This is a genomic window from Sphingobacterium sp. N143 (genome assembly GCF_030325625.1).
Taxonomy (GTDB): Bacteria; Bacteroidota; Bacteroidia; order Sphingobacteriales; family Sphingobacteriaceae; genus Sphingobacterium.
On the sequence record NZ_JACAIS010000004.1, the window covers coordinates 450,315 to 469,845 of the forward strand.

Annotated in this window: 16 protein-coding genes; 9 read left to right on the forward strand and 7 right to left on the reverse strand. The window is 39.2% G+C overall.

All coding sequences use genetic code 11. From position 1 onward, the window contains the following. The first annotated feature begins 222 nt into the window (after positions 1-222). Together HX021_RS10930 and ispG are read left to right on the forward strand one after the other, a co-directional pair. Complete coding sequence (locus HX021_RS10930; RefSeq protein ID WP_286590344.1) at positions 223-1,173, forward strand: toast rack family protein; 951 nt, start codon at positions 223-225, stop codon at positions 1,171-1,173. A 45-nt stretch (positions 1,174-1,218) separates the two neighbouring features. After that, positions 1,219-3,225, forward strand: a complete 2,007-nt coding sequence (gene ispG / locus HX021_RS10935) for a (E)-4-hydroxy-3-methylbut-2-enyl-diphosphate synthase (protein ID WP_286590345.1) — start codon at positions 1,219-1,221, stop codon at positions 3,223-3,225. Between the two features lie 90 nt (positions 3,226-3,315). On the opposite strand, the gene HX021_RS10940 is transcribed toward ispG, so the two are convergent. After that, a complete protein-coding gene (locus HX021_RS10940; protein ID WP_286590346.1) occupies positions 3,316-3,747 on the reverse strand; it encodes a T9SS type A sorting domain-containing protein in 432 nt (143 codons plus the stop codon). 260 nt (positions 3,748-4,007) lie between these two features. On the opposite strand from HX021_RS10940, the gene HX021_RS10945 reads away from it, so the two are divergent. Both HX021_RS10945 and rlmF read left to right on the forward strand, forming a co-directional pair. After that, complete coding sequence (locus tag HX021_RS10945) at positions 4,008-5,954, forward strand: KUP/HAK/KT family potassium transporter (protein ID WP_286590347.1); 1,947 nt, start codon at positions 4,008-4,010, stop codon at positions 5,952-5,954. Between the two features lie 75 nt (positions 5,955-6,029). Then, entirely contained in the window at positions 6,030-6,941 is a 912-nt protein-coding gene (gene rlmF / locus HX021_RS10950; protein WP_286590348.1) for a 23S rRNA (adenine(1618)-N(6))-methyltransferase RlmF, read from the forward strand. A gap of 65 nt (positions 6,942-7,006) precedes the next feature. Here rlmF and HX021_RS10955 read toward each other — a convergent pair whose 3' ends face one another. Both HX021_RS10955 and HX021_RS10960 read right to left on the reverse strand, forming a co-directional pair. Next, positions 7,007-8,704 (reverse strand): amino acid permease, encoded by a 1,698-nt coding sequence (locus HX021_RS10955; RefSeq protein ID WP_286590349.1) that lies wholly within the window; start codon positions 8,702-8,704, stop codon positions 7,007-7,009. 80 nt (positions 8,705-8,784) lie between these two features. Then, entirely contained in the window at positions 8,785-9,468 is a 684-nt protein-coding gene (locus HX021_RS10960; protein ID WP_286590350.1) for an ACP phosphodiesterase, read from the reverse strand. 103 nt (positions 9,469-9,571) lie between these two features. Between HX021_RS10960 and tyrS the strand changes: the two genes are divergently transcribed. After that, positions 9,572-10,855 carry a tyrosine--tRNA ligase gene (gene tyrS, locus HX021_RS10965; protein ID WP_286590352.1) on the forward strand — a complete coding sequence of 428 codons (1,284 nt, stop codon included), beginning with the start codon at positions 9,572-9,574 and terminating at the stop codon, positions 10,853-10,855. Positions 10,856-10,909: 54 nt separating this feature from the next. On the opposite strand, the gene HX021_RS10970 is transcribed toward tyrS, so the two are convergent. Beyond that, a complete protein-coding gene (locus tag HX021_RS10970; RefSeq protein ID WP_286590353.1) occupies positions 10,910-11,419 on the reverse strand; it encodes a GNAT family N-acetyltransferase in 510 nt (169 codons plus the stop codon). A 273-nt stretch (positions 11,420-11,692) separates the two neighbouring features. On the opposite strand from HX021_RS10970, the gene HX021_RS10975 reads away from it, so the two are divergent. Both HX021_RS10975 and lolA1 read left to right on the forward strand, forming a co-directional pair. Continuing rightward, positions 11,693-14,431 carry an FtsK/SpoIIIE family DNA translocase gene (locus HX021_RS10975; protein WP_286590354.1) on the forward strand — a complete coding sequence of 913 codons (2,739 nt, stop codon included), beginning with the start codon at positions 11,693-11,695 and terminating at the stop codon, positions 14,429-14,431. A gap of 1 nt (position 14,432) precedes the next feature. Next, positions 14,433-15,086 (forward strand): outer membrane lipoprotein periplasmic chaperone LolA1, encoded by a 654-nt coding sequence (gene lolA1 / locus HX021_RS10980; protein WP_286590356.1) that lies wholly within the window; start codon positions 14,433-14,435, stop codon positions 15,084-15,086. A 97-nt stretch (positions 15,087-15,183) separates the two neighbouring features. Here lolA1 and HX021_RS10985 read toward each other — a convergent pair whose 3' ends face one another. Next, positions 15,184-15,999: a lytic transglycosylase domain-containing protein gene (locus tag HX021_RS10985; RefSeq protein ID WP_286590357.1), complete on the reverse strand. Its 816-nt coding sequence runs from the start codon at positions 15,997-15,999 to the stop codon at positions 15,184-15,186. 243 nt (positions 16,000-16,242) lie between these two features. Here HX021_RS10985 and HX021_RS10990 point away from each other — a divergent pair, with 243 nt between their 5' ends. Together HX021_RS10990 and HX021_RS10995 are read left to right on the forward strand one after the other, a co-directional pair. After that, a complete protein-coding gene (locus HX021_RS10990) occupies positions 16,243-17,604 on the forward strand; it encodes a pseudouridine synthase (RefSeq protein WP_286590359.1) in 1,362 nt (453 codons plus the stop codon). 93 nt (positions 17,605-17,697) lie between these two features. Continuing rightward, a complete protein-coding gene (locus HX021_RS10995; RefSeq protein WP_286590360.1) occupies positions 17,698-18,165 on the forward strand; it encodes a pyrophosphohydrolase domain-containing protein in 468 nt (155 codons plus the stop codon). Positions 18,166-18,289: 124 nt separating this feature from the next. On the opposite strand, the gene mnmL is transcribed toward HX021_RS10995, so the two are convergent. After that, on the reverse strand, positions 18,290-19,237 hold the full coding sequence (gene mnmL / locus HX021_RS11000) for a tRNA modification radical SAM protein MnmL/YtqA (RefSeq protein WP_286590361.1): 948 nt from the start codon (positions 19,235-19,237) through the stop codon (positions 18,290-18,292). 89 nt (positions 19,238-19,326) lie between these two features. Beyond that, positions 19,327-19,531, reverse strand: a 205-nt coding sequence (locus tag HX021_RS11005; protein ID WP_286590362.1) for a hypothetical protein, incomplete at its 5' end; no start/stop codon positions are given.

A 19,531-nucleotide genomic window follows, 5' to 3' on the forward strand; every position in this document is an offset into this window, starting at 1 on the left:
TATTCAGTATCTAGAACTTTAAGCCTATATAACTATTAAAGGTAATTATTTCCAGCAAATATATAAACAAGCGAAAAGCCAAAAAGTACGAGAAAAACGAAATTACTTACCGACTAATTAGTCACATTTACCGATTTTTTATGTATAATAGCCTAATCTTTGGTAGAGTATCCCACAAAGCTATTTACTTTTGAGGTATAATTTAACAAAACGGAATAGGATATGAATACACAACGTATAACAACTGGAATTACCATTCTTTTTATAGGAATTGTTCTATTATTATCTCAACTCAATAGTATCTCATTCAATTGGGTAGGTGTTTTCAGATATTGGCCACTATTTATTGTCCTTGCAGGAATTCGTATGTTAGTACCTAAGGACCAACAAATTGGTCAATTCATTGCTATCGGCGCTACCATAGTCATCTTGGGGTTCCTCACCTTCGTAGGATTATCGACACCGAAAGAACCACTATTAACACAATTACTAAAAAGTAAGACTCTTGGTGTCAGAAATAGTGACGATCCTAACGATAAAACAAACTATACTACCGAAAAACTGAAGGTAGCTTTGGACGACAAAATTCAAATTGCAACTTTAAATCTGGATCTGGGAGCTACTTCATTAAAAAACGACAGCAGCACGACATCCGAAATTTTCACCGCTTATAATACATCTAAGGAATACTTACTGGGCATCACTACCCATGGAGAGTCTACAGACAAACTAGACATCAACCTCAAAGGGAAATTCAAAAATAAGGATTTTGACAGCAAAAACAACAACACCTATATTGCTTTAAATCCTAATATTATCTGGAAGTTAAATTTTGACATTGGTGCAATTGATGCCAACTTAGATCTTTCGTCTTATAAAATTGAGGAGCTGGACATTGATGCCGGTGCTACAAGTTTAAAGCTCAAACTGGGGCAGCCAATGTCCACAACTAAAATCGCTATGGACGCAGGAGCTTCATCCATAGAAATTGCAATCCCTAAAAATGCAGCATGCCGGATTACAAGCGATAATGCTTTATCCTCAACCGATTACGAAGGAGATTTCCTTAAAAGTGAGGGCGAAGTAAAATCTACGAACTATGATTCGGCAGCCCAGAAATTCGATTTTGATATTAATGGCGGAATCGCATCCATAAAAATCAGAAGATATTAATTCACAGCGGATATTTAGTCAATAAAAGCTAACTTTGTGTTATATATGGACACAAGTAATATGTTGACGTTACCAGGAATCTATTGTAATTCCAAGGTAGATTATTCGAGATGGAAGACGAGGGAGATTCAGATTGGTGATATTCCCATGGGTGGAGACAATCCGATCCGTATCCAAAGTATGACTACGGTAGACACGATGGATACTTTAGGCTCTGTAGAGCAAACTATTCGGATGGTAGAAGCCGGATGTGAATATGTTCGTATCACGGCTCCCAGCATTAAGGAAGCCCAAAATCTAGCAAACATAAAAAATGAACTCCGAAAAAGAGGTTATAAGGTACCCTTGGTAGCCGATATTCATTTTACCCCAAATGCTGCTGAAGTCGCTGCACGTATCGTGGAAAAAGTCCGTGTCAATCCAGGAAATTATGCCGACAAAAAGAAGTTTGACCAGCTCTCTTATACAGATGCTGCTTACCAGTTAGAATTAGAACGTATTTATCATAAATTTACACCCCTCGTAAAAATCTGTAAAGAATATGGAACGGCCATGCGTATCGGAACGAACCATGGGTCACTTTCGGACAGAATCATGAGTCATTATGGGGATACACCTGAAGGAATGGTCGAGTCCGCCATGGAATTTATTCGTATGTGCGAAGATCTTAATTTTTATAACCTGTGTATTTCTATGAAATCTTCCAATCCTCAGGTCATGGTCAAGGCCTATCGTTTGCTGGTTGAAAAGATGGTTTCTGAAAATATGAACTACCCACTGCACCTTGGGGTCACCGAAGCAGGCGATGGAGAAGATGGACGTGTGAAATCTGCCGTAGGCATCGGAACACTGCTGGAAGATGGGCTCGGGGATACCGTCCGGGTCTCGCTTACCGAGGAACCAGAACGAGAGGCACCCGTAGCCATTGCCTTAGTCGATAGATACAGTAAGAGAAAAATAAATTTAGAAAAAATTCCTCAGGAAGAAATTATACAGCTATCTTCTGAAAATCAAAATTCCCCATACCTGAGCCAGGAAGTAAATACCTTTATCGGCGGCTCATTAGTCCCAAGAATTGTCATCGATATTTCAAATGAAAATCTAAAAGACGCACAAATTCTTGCTAAAGTAGGTTATCGTTATGACATGCTATTGGATAAATACCATATGGGTGAGCAATCAGTAGATTTTGTTTATTTGGGTGATCATTTACCTTCATTTAACATGCCTGCAAATTTAAAGCAGGTCTACAATTTTTCTACTTGGTCCCAGCTTCAGGATAAGACAAATATTCACCCACTCTATACACTCGAAGAGTTTGCCCATACCACCGATAAAGATCCTGTCCTGAATATGATCAAAATCCGCAACAAAGATCTAATCAGCCCACTATTCGAGTCTTTACAATTAGATAAAACCGTTGTATTTATATTAGAAACCAGCCATATGCACGGAATGGCAGACCAGCGGCAATTTTTCCGAAATCTCCAGGAAATAGGTATTGATCCTCCTGTGATCATAAAAAGAAGCTATGACAGAGCCGCGTTTTCCGGACCTCTTGGCGATTTCATGAATCCTGAAGAGCCCATTTCGAAGCTCCAGCTATACGCTTCAACAGACCTGGGGGCTTTATTGATCGATGGTCTAGGATCAGGAATATGGATAGACTCTCCAGCAACCGCATTGGAAAGTATAGCTTCACTCTCTTTCGGAATTTTACAGGCCACACGATCCAGAATATCAAAAACAGAATATATCTCCTGCCCAAGCTGCGGAAGAACACTGTTCGACCTGCAGGAAACTACACAAATGATCCGGAGCCGGACCAATCATCTAAAAGGATTGAAAATCGGCATTATGGGATGTATTGTTAACGGGCCGGGAGAAATGGCTGATGCAGATTATGGCTACGTCGGAGCCGGTCCTGATAAAGTGACCTTATACCGGGGCCAAGAAGTTGTCAAAAAGAATGTCAGCTCGGGGCAGGCCTTGGACGAATTAATCAAAATCATCAAGGATGATGGCCTTTGGATCGATGAAGTAGAAGTATAATATTAAGAAGGGGAATCATTAGATTCCCCTTCTTAATATTTATATTTTTTGATGATCTCTAGTCTATTCTCAAATCAACAGAATGAATTACTAGCGTACAGAAAATCTTTTCACAACTGTTTCCGAACCCGCAACCACCCTAACAAAATAAAATCCTGCGGTCAATTTACCACCATGCTCAAAAGATAGATTTTGAACACCAGCATCCAGATTGCCATTCATCAGTTGCAAGATCTCATTTCCCAAGGCATCCATCACCTTGATAGAAACACCTGAAGACTTGGCCAATTTGAATGAAAGATTGATTTGCTCAGCAATAGGATTATAGAATACCTTTACATTATTAATCAATTTTTCGGCATCCTTGCTTGTATTATCGCCAAATGCATCATCCCCTTCCCAAACATGCGGTGTAAAAGTATGGTCATAAGGAGATTTTGCATACACCTCAACAATCCCACTGCACAAAATCAGTGCGGATAAAAATGTTAAATAAGTTGCTTTAAGTAGATTTCTCCCCATAGTGTTAAATTAGACTTCAAATACTGGTTACGGTTTAATCAAATATAACGCTAACTATTTGAATTATCAACAACAAAGTTAGTATTTTGTTTAAAAGTTTTTTAGTAAAGCTGAGGACCATGCGATTCTTTTAACAAATTTTAACAGCTCTTGCGCATGTCAAAGGAAATGCTAAAATTTGGCGCTGCAAATGTACCTGCTTAAAATACAGGCAAAAAGTATATTTTTGCAATATATTCTGAAATAAAAACAATTGATAAATGGCAGATAATAGTCATCACAACAGTATTAATAAGGTAAGTTTCGCTGGCTTATTGATCAGTTTAGGAATCGTTTTTGGAGACATTGGAACCTCCCCATTATATGTTTTCAAAGCCATTATGGGGCAAGGAGCCATTCAGAAAGATCTTGTTTTGGGCGGACTATCCTGCGTATTCTGGACCTTAACGCTTCAGACAACCGTAAAATACGTTTGGATTACCCTACGTGCAGACAATAAAGGAGAAGGCGGTATTCTGTCTCTCTATTCATTGGTGCGCAAACGTGCTCCCTGGTTAATTTTTCCAGCAATGATCGGTGCAGCAACCTTATTGGCCGACGGTATGATTACCCCTGCCATCACAATATCATCGGCCATAGAAGGTTTGGACATTAAGTTCCCAGGGCTACCAACGGTACCTATTGTCGTTACCATTATTTCTTTACTTTTTATTATTCAGCGATTCGGCACCTCTGTTGTCGGCAAAGTTTTCGGCCCTCTAATGACCATTTGGTTTACAATTATTGGTGTCTTGGGATTATCTCATATCCATTTAGCCCCCGAGGTCATGAAGGCCATTAATCCATATTATGCTGTTCATATTTTAATTACCTATCCACACTCCCTGCTGCTGATCGGTGCCGTATTCTTGTGTACTACTGGAGCTGAGGCTTTGTATTCGGACATGGGACACTGTGGCAAAAACAATATACGCATCAGCTGGATCTATGTTAAAATCACCCTTATATTGAACTATTTTGGACAGGGAGCATGGTTATTGACCCAGCAGGGTCGCGTTTTAGGTGGAGCAAACCCATTTTACTCGATCATGCCCGACTGGTTTATCGGCTATGGTATTGCTATTGCAACCATTGCCGCTGTGATCGCAAGTCAGGCCATGATCTCAGGATCCTATACCTTAATTTCTGAAGCCGTACGTTTAAATATTTGGCCCAAGGTCGCCATCCGCTACCCCAGTGAACATAAGGGTCAGTTATACGTTCCATCGATCAATTTGATCCTTTGGATTGGCTGTATGATCGTCATCTGGGTCTTTGAAGAATCAAGTAAGATGGATGCCGCCTATGGTTTGGCCATCAATCTTACCGTACTGATGACAACAATATTGATGGGGTACTTCCTAGCAATGAAAAAAGTGAGCCGCATTCTCATCGGCATATTCTTGGTTGCATATTTTGCCATTGAATTGACGTTCCTGATCGGTAACGGTGTGAAGATTGCACACGGAGGCTGGTTAACACTGTTGCTAGCCATTGCATTATTCGGCACAATGTATTGTTGGTATACAGCGCGGAAAATTAAAAACCGTTTTGTCAATTTTATCAATATCAATAAGTACTATCCAATTATTTCAGAATTAAGTGAAGACAAATCCGTCCCCCCGTACGCATCTCATTTGGTCTATCTGACGAGTGCCAATTTCAAATCTGAGATTGAAGCCAAAATTATCTACTCCATCATTAATAAAAAACCTAAACGGGCCGATGTCTATTGGCTGGTCCACGTAGATGTTATGGACCATCCCCATACCCGGGAATATTCCATTGACCAGCTTATCCCTGGGAAATTGATACGGATAGATTTTAAATTAGGTTTCCGGGAAGAACAACGTATCAGTCTGCTCTTTAGAAAAGCTGTGGAAGAAATGGTAAAGAAGGGTGAAATTGATATTACAAGTCAATATGACACCCTCCGTAAACATAATATCCCCGGAGATTTCAAGTTTGTCGTATTGGAAAAAGTGTTATCCAAAACCAATCAGCTGACCTGGATAGAAAAAGTCATCATGGATATCTATGGTTATCTCAAAAAAATGAGTTTATCTGAAGAGAAAGGCTTTGGTCTGGACTCAAGTTTTGTTACAATTGAACGGGTTCCGCTCAATTTTCCACAGACATCCGAAGTCCATCTTATCCGTAAAGATTAATACATAAAGGTGATGCCAATGCATCACCTTTTTTATTCAATAGAATTGCATTACTTTTGTTGCAAATAACACATCATGGCAGACGCTAATCCAAAAAAGAAATTACACCCTCGAAATAGACATCTCGACAACTACAATTTTGATGAACTCAGTAAAGTTGAACCTTCCTTAAAAGATTTCATTACCGAGAACGCTTATAAAGTCAAAACAATAGATTTTAACAATTCAGAAGCTGTTAAGATATTAAATCGGGCACTTTTAAAAAAATACTATCACATTCAGCATTGGGATATTCCTCAGGAAAACCTTTGTCCCCCGATCCCTGGAAGGGCCGACTATATCCATTATATCGCTGATGTACTTGCACGTGACAATAATGGTGAAATTCCAAAAGGCAGCAAAATCCAAATTCTCGATATCGGCGTAGGTGCTAACTGTATTTATCCGATCATTGGACATCAAGAATATGGCTGGAGTTTTGTAGGATCAGAGATCATTAAAAGAGCTTATAAAAATGCGATTGAAATTACACGGACAAATATGAGTTTAAAAAAGAGTATACAGATCCGTCTTCAGAACAATCCAAAAGCTATATTTAAAGACATTATTCTCCCTGGAGAAAAGTTTGATATGGTCATCTGCAATCCCCCATTTTTCAGCTCTCAGACAGAAGCTTTACAGCAATCTGTCCGGAAAACCACCGGGATCAAAGATGCTAAAATAGAAGAAATTACCGTGAACCAAACTTTTGCGGGACAAGGAAGTGAACTTTGGTGCGATGGTGGTGAAAAAGCATTCTTAACTCGTATGATATTTGAAAGTCAATTCCATAAGGATCAAGTCAAATGGTTCTCAACGCTTGTTGCCCACCGTGAAGATGTCCGATTTTTACAACATAAATTAAAGAAAATTAATGTAAAAGAATCCGAAGTCATTCGCATGGAACAAGGTAATAAGGTGAGCCGGATCTTATTGTGGCGATTTTAATATAATAAAAAAGGAGCTGTGAGCTCCTTTTTTATTATATTAAAATCTTAAATTGTACGGAAACACTAACTTTCGATAGCCTGCTTATTGAGTCTTGAATGTTTATAACCGTACATAAAATACACACCTAATCCAATCACCAACCAAACCACAAAAATGATCCAATTGCTTGCTCCCAACTCTGTCATGAGGTATAAGTTGATTAAAATCCCAATAACAGGCAGAAGAGAGAAATTCATTTTAAAGCTATAGATACTCAGTCCTAACCAGGTCAGCCAAAAAATAATCACCAGCATCTTATGCTCCACGATCTCCAGAAAAGACAGTCTTTTCCATTCACTCAAAGTATCATTACCATAGATAGCCAGGAGGATTATGGCAAGCAAAAGTCCGACTCCTACCAGATATTTACCATTAATGTAAGGAACCTTAAATTTAGACTTTGCAGAAAGTCCTGAATAATCCATATAAAGTACTCCCGCGCACACTAAAATAAAGGCAAAGAAGGTACCGACACTAGTCAGGTCTACAAAAAAATCCATTTTGAAAAATAAGGAGGGAATAGCCACCACCAATCCTGTTACAATGGTTGCAAAGGAAGGGGTTTTATATTTAGGATGGATCGTCGCAAATTTCTTCCATAAAAGCCCGTCCCGGCTCATTGTCATCCAAATTCTCGGTTGCGCAAGTTGATAGACCAATAGAGCACTTGTAATGGCAATAACTGAAGTCACTGAAATAATACCGGCCATATGGTCAAATCCCACATACTTAAAAACAAAAGCCAGGGGATCTTTTACATTAAGTTCCGTATAATTCACCATTCCGGTGAGCACCAAGGTAATGGCCACATACAAAACTGTACAGATCAATAGACAATAGATCATTGCCTTAGGTAAATCACGTTGAGGATTCTTACACTCCTCAGCAGTCGTAGAAATTGAATCAAATCCAATAAAGGCAAAGAATACAGCCGCAACACTTCCCAGCACACCTTGAAGGCCATTTGGTGCAAAAGGAGTCCAGTTTTCAGGTTTCACATAGAATATACCACCAAAAATCACTGCCAATATAATTCCAACCTTAATCATAACCATAATCATACTGGCTTTTTGAGATTCTTTGATGCCGATATATACAAGCCATGTAACCAAAAAGGTAATTACTCCTGCCGGTAAATCAAAGATAATAGGCACTCCGCCTATACGGGGTGCACTATTGAATGCCGCCAATCCATGCTGATCAATAGCCGTCAGGCTGCCCTGGCCATGTTCATTCATTTTTTCTACAGCATCATAGGCGTAACCAGGTGCCATTGAAAGCCAGGCAGGAATATGCATACCAAACCCCTCCAGCATGGAGGCAAAATACTGCGACCAGGAAATGGCAATAACAGTATTTGAAACTGCATATTCCAATACCAATGCCCAGCCTATTATCCAGGCAAACAGCTCTCCAAAAGCCACATATGCATACGTATATGCCGATCCTGAAACAGGTACTGTACTTGCAAACTGTGCATAGGCCAATGCTGTAAACACACAGGCAAAAGCTGTAAAAATAAATAAAAGAGAAACGGCAGGACCACCTTCGTAGCTTGCCAGCCCAATGGTACTGAAAATCCCAGCTCCCACGATAGCAGCTATACCCAATGAAACCAGGTCCGTTACTCCCAAAACTTTTGCTAGACCAGTTCCACCTTCTTTTTGGGTATCATGTAGAATCTGATCAACACTTTTCTTCCGAAAAAGTCTATGTGACATGTAAAATTGATTTTTATACGTAAAATTTATGCGAAAATAAATATTTTCAAGGTCTTATACTATTGGTATTTTCTGTCAGACTAATTAAAGTCTACTAATTCGTATTGAATATACTGATAAATTTCCTGAGCGTCCGCCATCTGATGCTGCAAATACCAGTTCAATTGCTCCGTTAATAATTCACGCTGCTCCGCGAGCACTTCAAATTGCCAAAGGCGCTTACAGATATTGAAAAGGGCTCCTGTAATTTTTTCTATCTGAGCATAATCATAGATATACTGCCACTCAATAAACTGTTGGTAAAATTTCTCAAATTTAGGAATATCGCCCAGTTGATTTATTGTCAGAAACTTTCGTATCGCATCCTCATTCACATGGGATAGTGCAGTATAAAACTTATCAATAGAAACAGCCTTGTTCAGCGTCAGGATATGGTCCAGCAACAGCTCCAAAGCGATATGAGCCATAAAAGAAGGACGAATTGGCAAACCAACCAAACTCGATTGAATGTTAAGTTTTAATTGATGGGTATGATGAAAGAAGTAGCTTGAATTATGAAATAAGCGGTCAACCTCAATATGACGATTCCAACCAATATAAAGTTGTTTCAACAATGGGTTATCCATCAGTTCATCTTCATATTGTCGAGGTTTCAGTACAAAACTCTTATCTGCATTTTTCAATAAGTCCGGCAACAGACCACCTACAATTCGTTCGGGATTAGTCGCAAACCGTTCAAAATAAAAATGTGATAAAAAATTCATACTAGCTTATTAGTGTGTGCTTTTATATGGATTTATTCGCTCAATATACGCTTAATCTCCTATCTTTGCATCTTGTAAATTAAAAAATTAAATCCATTTAACAATGAGCTTTGTAGAAGAATTACGTTGGAGAGGCATGTTGCAAGATATTATGCCCGGAACTGAAGACTTACTGAATAAAGAAAAAGTCGCTGGTTATATCGGTTTCGATCCCACAGGCGACTCTCTACACGTAGGACACTTAACTCAGATCATGACCTTAATCCATTTCCAAAATGCGGGCCACAAACCTGTAGCATTGGTTGGTGGCGCCACAGGGATGATCGGAGACCCTTCTTTTAAATCTGCAGAGCGTAACTTATTAGACGAAGCAACGTTACAACACAATGTAGCTTGTCTAAAACAACAGTTAGGCAAATTTCTCGAATTTGGAGAAGGTCAAAATGATGCCAAAATGGTCAACAATTACGATTGGTTCAAAGATTTCAAGTTCTTGGACTTTATCCGTGACATCGGTAAGATGATTACCGTAAATTACATGATGGCAAAAGATTCGGTAAAAAAACGCTTGGAAGGAGATAATGGTCTTTCCTTTACAGAATTTACCTACCAATTGATTCAAGGCTACGACTTTTATTACCTTTGGAAGCACCACGACTGTAAAGTCCAAATGGGTGGATCCGATCAATGGGGCAATATTGTTACAGGCAGTGAAATGATCCGCCGCCAAGATCAAGGAACAGCATACGCTATTACAACACAGCTGATCAAGAAAGCTGATGGTCAAAAATTCGGAAAAACAGAGTCTGGTGCAGTGTGGCTGGACCCTAAAAAAACTTCGCCATATAAATATTATCAATTTTGGTTAAACACATCCGATGACGATGCCAAAAATTGGATCAAAATCTTTACGCTGAAATCACAGCAAGAAATTGAAGCAATTATCGCTGAGCATGACGCTGCTCCGCATTTGCGGGTTGTACAAAAAGCGCTGGCTAAAGACATTACGATCCGTACCCACTCCGAAGAAGCGTATGAAACAGCAATAAAAACCTCTGAATTCCTTTTTGGAAACGGTTCATTGGAATTTTTGAACAACCTAGATCACGAAGCTGTATTGGAGGTATTCGATGGCATACCACAATTCCATATAACTAAAGAGGACTTCAATACAGGAATTAATATCCTTGATCTTTTGGCGGTACATACCCAAGTATTTCCATCAAAAGGTGAAGCACGTAAAATGCTTCAAGGTGGCGGTGTTTCGATCAACCGTGCAAAAACAACGGATAGTGAACAAATTATTACCGAAAGCAATTTTGTCAATGGTAGATACATCGTTGCTCAACGAGGTAAAAAGAATTATTATCTGATTATTATCGATTAATACCATCCAAAACAATAAAAAAAGCGCTTTTTATTTGATTAAAAAGCGCTTTTTTTATTTCAAAAGTTTTTCAAATGCCCGGCGAGCCGCTCCTCTAAAATATACTTCACCACAGTACTGATATCCCAATTTATCAAATACATGAAGCATACCTCCATTATCAAAATTGGTATCGACCTTAATGCTGTATATACCATGCTCAAGAGCAATACTTTCTACGCCCTTCATGATACCGGTCCCAACTCCTTTTACATGCGGGTCCTGTGCTGAAGCCAAACGATGTATCCCTACATAATCCCCATCGCTTAACCATTGACCGACAATATCATTGTAAACAGGTTCAACATCAAAAATTATGGCTACATACCCAACAATCCGACCATCAGCTTCAACAACGTGCCCATATCCACGATCAATATCGGATTGGATCACATCTTCATTAGGATAACCATCCTGCCATTGCTGACTACCTTGCTCTCTCCGCAGTGTAATCGCCTGTTGTATAATCTCCCAAATTCTTCCTTTGTCTTCCTGTACGGCTTTTCGTATTTCAAACTTATTCATCCTACCATTGTTATATCGGTAAAACTACATAATTTCCCTCAACTGAAAAAGCCTCATGGCATTCCCAAATCTTTTACATTGTCTTTGTTTTAGCCCCAAAATCTATGCACAAGGCATAGTATTTGCTAGTTATTATTGCTATTCATCGTTAATAGCCTATTTTGAACTATTCATTTATGAAAATAGCTACAAACTTAAAATAATAGTCTTCACCATCTTCAAAATACTATCAAAATAACTAAGTTTGTAAGTAGTATAATTGTGAGCTTTTCAATGTCAAATAAAGGAAATACATTTAGGCAGGCCGGAAATTCAATTTCAGGCAAACGTGCCACCCAAAAAGAATCGATAACATTCAAGAAAGAAAAAAGTCAAAAAAACAGTGCCCCACGAAATTACTCGGATGCACAGCAAAAGACCGTCAAAATTTTAGGAATTTTATTGATCTTGCTTTCTTTAGCATTTGCTACGGCCTTTGTTTCTTATCTATTTACCTGGGAAGATGACCAAAGTTATATTGCAGGCACCAATGGTGGCTGGGGTACTCTTTTTAGTTCAACCGACGAAATCCACGATGAAACCATTGACCTACCTGTAGTGGACAATAAACTTGGAAAATTTGGTGCATTGCTCGCCAACCAGTTTATATATGAATGGTTTGGTGTTGCTTCCTTTTTGTTTATTCCTGTTTTATTCATTCTCGGCTATCGGTTATTATTTAAGAAATCCTTGCTTCCATTATACCGTACCGTAGTATATTCTTTTGTATCCATCGTTTTCATCTCCGTTACCCTTGGATTCCTCCATGCTTTTATGGCGGATACCCCACACATGTTAGAAGGAAAATTTGGTTTTTGGACAAACAAATTATTGGAGGCCCAAGTTGGCACTGTCGGTGTTGGATGTATTCTTGCATTTGCCTACTTGACAACATTGGTCTTGTTGTACAACCTGGATTTCAAATTCGTCTTGTTCAGCAATAGAAAATCCAAATCCTTCTCTGAAGAATTAAATGAAGAAAACGATGAGGAAAACTATGCGGTCAATAATCTACGCAACAAATTACATATAGAAGACGAGGCAATTCAATCTGTCAGAGAGTCCTTTCAACGTCCGACCTCAATAAACGAGCGATTTCAGTCCAATCGTGAAAGAGAGCGACCTGACGAACATGAACGACCAGCATTTGCGCAGTCCCCGGTTCCGGAAGTACAGATCGACCCCAAAGATAAGGTTGTTCTATCCTTTGACGATAGTCCCTTGGAGCGTACTGAAAACACCCCTTCGATCAGCTTTACCATTGACCAACCGGATGAAGATAGCGAGGAGCAGGTGATACCGGGTATTCAGGACCATCAGACACCTACTTTGACAATAGACACGCCAGCACAACCGGATCTTCCTATTGAAAACATTGCAGCCCCCGGCTTGGTGGTAGAAGATATCAAGGAAGAAAAGGAAATCACAGCAAGTGATCTGGTCGCACAATTTGGTCAGTATGACCCCAAGTTGGACCTATCAGGTTATCAACATCCAGCACTGGATCTGTTAAAGGATTATGGGAGCGGCAAGATAACGATCAATCAACATGAACTTGAAGCCAATAAAAACAAAATTGTAGATACTCTCCGAAATTACAGTATTGAAATTGAGAGTATTAAAGCGACAATTGGGCCTACAGTAACCTTGTATGAGATTATACCGAAACCAGGGGTACGGATTTCAAAGATCAAAAACCTAGAAGATGATATCGCTTTGAGTCTTGCTGCATTAGGAATACGGATTATTGCACCAATGCCAGGTAAGGGAACCATTGGTATTGAAGTACCAAACTCTTCCCCTGAAATGGTGTCTATGCGATCGGTTCTGGCCACTGAAAAATTCCAAAAGACCGATATGGATCTACCTATTGCATTAGGTAAGACAATTTCCAATGAAGTATACATTGCAGATTTGGCCAAGATGCCGCACCTCCTGGTTGCAGGGGCGACAGGTCAGGGTAAATCAGTTGGTATCAATGCCATTTTAACATCATTGTTATACAAGAAACATCCTGCCGAACTGAAATTCGTCCTGGTTGACCCGAAGAAAGTAGAGCTTTCCTTGTTTAAGAAAGTCGAAAGACATTTTTTAGCGAAATTACCGGATGAGGAAGAAGCTATTATCACAGATACCAAGAAAGTAATCAATACATTGAATTCATTGTGTATCGAAATGGACCAGCGCTATGATCTACTCAAAAATGCGCAGGTACGTAATTTAAAAGAATATAATGCAAAATTTATCAATCGCAGATTAAACCCTGAGGAGGGTCATCGATTCTTACCATATATCGTTCTTATTGTTGATGAGTTTGCCGACTTGATGATGACAGCAGGTAAAGAAGTAGAGACTCCTATTGCACGTTTGGCTCAATTGGCCCGTGCTGTAGGCATCCACCTGGTAATTGCTACCCAACGTCCTTCAGTCAACATCATTACCGGTACAATCAAGGCTAACTTCCCTGCACGGCTAGCATTCCGTGTATTGTCCAAAGTGGATTCACGAACGATCTTGGACACCGGTGGAGCAGATCAATTAATTGGTCGTGGTGACATGCTCCTTGCCACTGGAAGTGATTTGATCCGTATTCAATGTGCGTTTGTCGATACGCCAGAAGTGGAACAGATTTCCGATTACATCGGAGCTCAGCGAGGTTATCCATCCGCATTCATGCTTCCAGAATACGTCGATGAAAACGGAGAGGGATCCGGTAATACGGATTTTGATCCAAAAGATCGTGATCAATTGTTTGAAGAAGCAGCCCGTTTGATTGTTATGCATCAGCAAGGTTCTACATCATTAATCCAACGAAAATTAAAATTGGGTTACAACAGAGCAGGACGAATCATCGATCAATTGGAAGCCGCAGGCATTGTCGGTCCATTTGAAGGGAGCAAAGCACGTGAAGTACTTTATCCAGATGAATATTCATTAGAACAGTATTTGGAGACATTAAGAAAGGACAATTAAAATGAAAAAGCAATTGTGGTTTATTGTATGTATGTTATTATTGACATTCAGCCAACAGGGTTATGCACAAAACGATGCCTCAGCAAAGGCATTGTTGGGCAAAGTAAGTCAAAAATATAATGGATATAAGACCATCCAGGCCAATTTCACATTGGATATAAAACAAGCTAACGGAAGCTCGCATACGGATGCAGGAACATTGTATCTCGATAAAAGCAACAACAGATACCATGTCAGCACTAAAAATCAGGGACTGATTTCCGATTCCAAAACACAGTGGAATATCATGAAAGCTGAACAAGAAGTGGAAGTATCGGAGGCTAATAATACGACTGATGATATCAATCCAACAAATATCTTCACCTTCTATAATTCAGGTTTCAGCTATAAACTGACAAACTCGGAGAAAGTAAAAGGGCTTACATTGAGCGTTGTTGAATTACGCCCAATTGACAGCAAAAAAAACTACTCAAAAATAAAGCTTCGTATCAATAAGGCGAATAATTTGATTTACGACACCACAATATTTGACAAAAGTGGCAACCGATACACCTACACTTTGACCTCTCAGGAGGGCAACAAACCTCTCTCATCCAGTTTATTCTCTTTCAATAAGAATGATTACAAAGGATTTGAAGTTGTTGATTTGAGATAAATGATATAAATCCATATCAGCATAAGCCAATGGATAAAAAAAGGATTGCCAAAATTTGGCAATCCTTTTTTTATCCATTTTATTTCAGCAGTATCATCTACAGCATCTTCGGTTCTTTATCCAATGTTTCACTCTCTTTATCCGCATAACGTGAATAACCGTGTTTTTGAGGATGTTCGATTATTTCTTTCATGGATACTAACTTGTACACATAAGAACCTGTCTCATTGTTCAACTTTAGTGCAAAATAATCATCCTTTTTTTGGCGCCGGATGGACCCTTTGAGGCTTCCACCGCCAACATTATAAGCTGCAGCAACTAAAGTCCAGTTACCAAACTCACTATAAAGATACTTCAAATAGCGGGCAGCCGCATGTGTGGACTTCACAAGGTCTTTCCGATCATCCACCGACCCGTTGACTCTCAGCCCATACAGGCGCGCGGTAGCGGGCATAAACTGCCAATAGCCACCGGCTCCCTTTGAAGAGACCACAGCTTTGCTTAAGCCACTTTCAACTAATGGGATATATTTAAAATCCTCAGGAATGCCATGTGATTTCAGGATCTTCGCAATCATGGGCAAATAGGTTTCTGCCTTTTTATGCATATCATATGATCCTGTTTTCTTAAATGAGAATCGATTGAAAAACTTACGCAATTTGCTTTCCACAAGGGGGCGATCCATAGGTAGAGAATCTTCAGCAAATGTTAATGAACTCAAATAAGATTCAAAAGAATTGTTCTTTTCTTTTTTTTCTTCTTCATCTTCCCCAGAATGAGCGGGGATCAAGACTAACTTCGATGCAACGATCTTATCGTCACCAGAAGCACTGTTGTGTGGGGTTGAGTATAATTTCGATAGCAATAAAGCAAACAAAATCAGACTACTACATAATACTTTCTTTCTTATCATTCACTCCCTTAATGCTATCCTATCCACGAGTCAAATCGATCAAAAAATAGCTTGGTTCAAATTCAAGGGTACAAAGTTAGCTACTATTTATTTAAAAAACAAATAGTTACCTTCCAGGCCATTTAAAGGCCGTTTTCAATACCTTAAAAGTGATAAAATCCAGGAAAAGACAAAAAGATAAGGATTTTTTCGCAAAAACCAAAATTATACCTAACTTTGCAGTTCACATTTTAGCAAAATACAATGCCATTCAGCAATAAAAGGAACAGTCGTGATGACAACTCCAGAAAGTCACGAGGCAACTCAGACAGCTTCAAATCCAGAAGCGATAAGAACAATAATTTCGGAAAAAAATCATCTTATGGTTCAAAAGACCAATCTGACAGAGGTCCGTTCAGAAAAGATGATAACCGTGAAAACAGATCATTTGGATCTAAAAAATTCGGCGATAAACCATCCTTTAGAGACGAGAACAACTCCTTCCGTTCAAAAGATCATTCAGATAAACCTTTTAATAAAGGAACTCGTTCATTTGATAAAAATGATTCTTCCAAGCCTTTTGCGAGAAAGGATTCAACAAATAGATTTGACAAATCTGAACGTTCGTTTGATAGGAAAAACAGCTTCAAACGTGCTGACAGAAATGAGTCAACACGGTCTTTTGATCGAAAAGATAATTCATTTGAGAAAAGAGATTCGTACAAACGTTTTGATAAAGATGAGCGCTCTTCAAATGGTCGCAAGAAAAGTTTCGACGGACCTTATAAACCATCCAATAGAAAATTTGATGGCGATAGAGCCAGAAACTTTGATGAAAACAAAAATTTTGACGAGAAACAATATATTAAACGACCTAAAAAGAAAGCTGAAACTTCAACAGAAGATGACGGTCTAATTCGTTTAAACCGCTATATTGCCAATGCAGGGATCTGTTCGAGACGCAAAGCAGATGAATTAATTGCTGCAGGCGTAATTTGGGTAAATGGTGAGGCTGTAACAGAACTGGGGACTAAAGTCGATCCCGCTACAGATGAGATCCGCTACAACAATGAACGTTTAAAACGTGAGAAAATGGTTTATGTGCTATTAAATAAACCAAAAGATTATATCACGACCACAGATGATCCACAAGAACGTCATACCGTAATGGAACTTGTTTCTAAGGCAACCAAAGAACGGATTTATCCAGTAGGTCGCCTTGATAGAAATACAACGGGATTGCTCTTGATGACCAACGATGGTAATCTCGCAGAGAAACTTTCCCACCCGCGTAACAGTATCAGTAAAATATACAATGTTGAACTAAATAAAAGTCTTACACAGGGGGATTTCAATAAGATCTCTTTTGGGATAGAACTTGAGGATGGTGTCATCAAACCAGACGATTTAAGCTATGTACAGGGAGGTTCCAAAAGAGAGATAGGAATTCAGATCCATTCGGGCAAAAATCGCATTGTACGTCGTATTTTTGAATCTTTGGGTTATGAGGTCGTTAAATTAGACCGTGTGGTGTATGCAAATCTGACTAAAAAGGATCTTCCTCGGGGTCGTTGGAGATATTTAGAGGAAAGAGAAATTATCCAATTGAAGCATTTGATCAAATAAAATGATTTATAAAAATAAAGGGCGGTCATCCAGTTAACCGTCCTTTATTTTTTATATTTGCTCTTCATAATAAAAGCTTAAAAAATTAAGAATATGACTGATCCAAAAACACTTTCTTCCGTTGCGGAATTCCATAAGACCTTCCAACATCCAATCTTGAATACGCCAACAATTCCCTCTGAACAGCGATGCGCATTACGTGTTTCATTAATCGCTGAAGAGTTGAAAGAGTTGGAAGAAGCCATTCAAGACAAAGATTTAGTAGAAATTGCTGATGCCCTATGTGACATCCAATACGTATTGGCGGGAGCTGTACTTGAATTCGGTTTAAAAGACAAATTTTCAGCACTTTTCGATGAGGTCCAACGTTCTAACATGAGCAAGGCCTGCAAAGACGAAAATGAGGCTATTGCAACACAGGAGCACTACAAATTAAAGGGGGTAGAATCCTACTATAAGGAAGTAGATGGTAAATTTTTGGTTTTTAGAACAGCTGATAATAAAACACTCAAGTCCATCAATTATTCTCCAGCAGATCTAAAAAGCATTGTGGAAGGCTAACTTACTTGCCTGCACTAGCATAAAATAAATGGGCTTCGTTATCGGTATAACGAAGCCTATTTATTATTTTATTTTTTATGTATTCCATCATAATGAGAATACCATTGTACGGTCCTGTCCGATTCTAAACATGGAAGAGGCTTCCCTGCACTACTTTTTTAGCTTCCAGGCCCTTATCTATATAGGTTTGAATACCAGATTTTGGCAATCCCCAGTTAGGTGCAATCAGTAACTCTTTGTCAGCAATACCAAAAATACGCTGAATAATCAAATCAGGGCGCAAACGCGGTATAAATTTTGACAAAAAGTCTGTATAACCTTCCATAGTGAATAAATCAAAAGGTTCGCGCTTATATTTTACGCCCATAATGGACCCTTCCACGATATGCAAATGATGCAATTTAACGAATTTAATTTGTGGGAATCTATTGATCTCATCGGCGTATCTTAACATCATTTCCTCCGTCTCCCATGGGAAGCCAAAAATCGTATGCACACAGAGCTCCAAAGACGTATCCTTTAACATATCCATTGTCTTGACAAATTCGTCGTGTGAGCAGCCTCTATTGATCCTATCTAAGGTATCATTATAAATGGATTCCATCCCCATTTCCAGGTCAACATCATAACGATCTGTATAAGATTCTAACAAAGCAATTTTTTCGAAGTCCAAACAATCGGGCCGCGTACCCACAGAAAGACCCAGGGTATTTTCAGGATCAATACTCAGGGCCTCATCGTACATCATTTTCAGCAAATGTGTCGGTGCATATGTATTCGTATTCGGTTGGAAATAAATAATAAATTTTTCCGCACCATAGCTATTGCGCGCGCGCTCAATTCCCGATTCGACCTGCTCCCGTATAGAAGGAATTTTTCGTGCTGTATCAGGTGTGAATGAATCCACATTACAGTATGTGCAACCGCCATAACCCTTACTGCCATCCCGGTTGGGACAAGTAAAATTACCATCCACGATTACCTTAAACACTTTCTGTCCGTTATACTTTTGCTTTAAATAAGCTCCGTAATGATTATACGGTTTAATTCCATTGTCCAATAATGTACCCATTGCGTTGCAAAGATAAATAATAAATCCGTTATCCTTAATACAAAGACTATATACACTGTAAATAAACACGTTACAGCTTCAAGCGCTGGTTACTCCGCAGAAGGCACATTCATGCGGATAGAAGGCATACTACAAAGCTGATGCTCCACTGGCACTGCCCCCGCATCAAAACTATCCAAACGCAAGAAGCCCTTGACTGTTTCCAGCAAGGGCTTCCGTGTAAAAAAAGGCACCGACCTACTCTCCCACCTGTTACGGCAATACCATCGGCTCTGGCGGGCTTGACTGCTCTGT

What these genes read in the sequence shown, in the direction of transcription:
- HX021_RS10930 (WP_286590344.1), top strand. Translation starts at nt 223, where the DNA reads ATGAATACACAACGTATAACAACTGGAATTACCATTCTTTTTATAGGA.
- ispG (WP_286590345.1), top strand. Translation starts at nt 1,219, where the DNA reads ATGGACACAAGTAATATGTTGACGTTACCAGGAATCTATTGTAATTCC.
- HX021_RS10940 (WP_286590346.1), bottom strand. Translation starts at nt 3,747, where the DNA reads ATGGGGAGAAATCTACTTAAAGCAACTTATTTAACATTTTTATCCGCA.
- HX021_RS10945 (WP_286590347.1), top strand. Translation starts at nt 4,008, where the DNA reads ATGGCAGATAATAGTCATCACAACAGTATTAATAAGGTAAGTTTCGCT.
- rlmF (WP_286590348.1), top strand. Translation starts at nt 6,030, where the DNA reads ATGGCAGACGCTAATCCAAAAAAGAAATTACACCCTCGAAATAGACAT.
- HX021_RS10955 (WP_286590349.1), bottom strand. Translation starts at nt 8,704, where the DNA reads ATGTCACATAGACTTTTTCGGAAGAAAAGTGTTGATCAGATTCTACAT.
- HX021_RS10960 (WP_286590350.1), bottom strand. Translation starts at nt 9,468, where the DNA reads ATGAATTTTTTATCACATTTTTATTTTGAACGGTTTGCGACTAATCCC.
- tyrS (WP_286590352.1), top strand. Translation starts at nt 9,572, where the DNA reads ATGAGCTTTGTAGAAGAATTACGTTGGAGAGGCATGTTGCAAGATATT.
- HX021_RS10970 (WP_286590353.1), bottom strand. Translation starts at nt 11,419, where the DNA reads ATGAATAAGTTTGAAATACGAAAAGCCGTACAGGAAGACAAAGGAAGA.
- HX021_RS10975 (WP_286590354.1), top strand. Translation starts at nt 11,693, where the DNA reads ATGTCAAATAAAGGAAATACATTTAGGCAGGCCGGAAATTCAATTTCA.
- lolA1 (WP_286590356.1), top strand. Translation starts at nt 14,433, where the DNA reads ATGAAAAAGCAATTGTGGTTTATTGTATGTATGTTATTATTGACATTC.
- HX021_RS10985 (WP_286590357.1), bottom strand. Translation starts at nt 15,999, where the DNA reads ATGATAAGAAAGAAAGTATTATGTAGTAGTCTGATTTTGTTTGCTTTA.
- HX021_RS10990 (WP_286590359.1), top strand. Translation starts at nt 16,243, where the DNA reads ATGCCATTCAGCAATAAAAGGAACAGTCGTGATGACAACTCCAGAAAG.
- HX021_RS10995 (WP_286590360.1), top strand. Translation starts at nt 17,698, where the DNA reads ATGACTGATCCAAAAACACTTTCTTCCGTTGCGGAATTCCATAAGACC.
- mnmL (WP_286590361.1), bottom strand. Translation starts at nt 19,237, where the DNA reads ATGGGTACATTATTGGACAATGGAATTAAACCGTATAATCATTACGGA.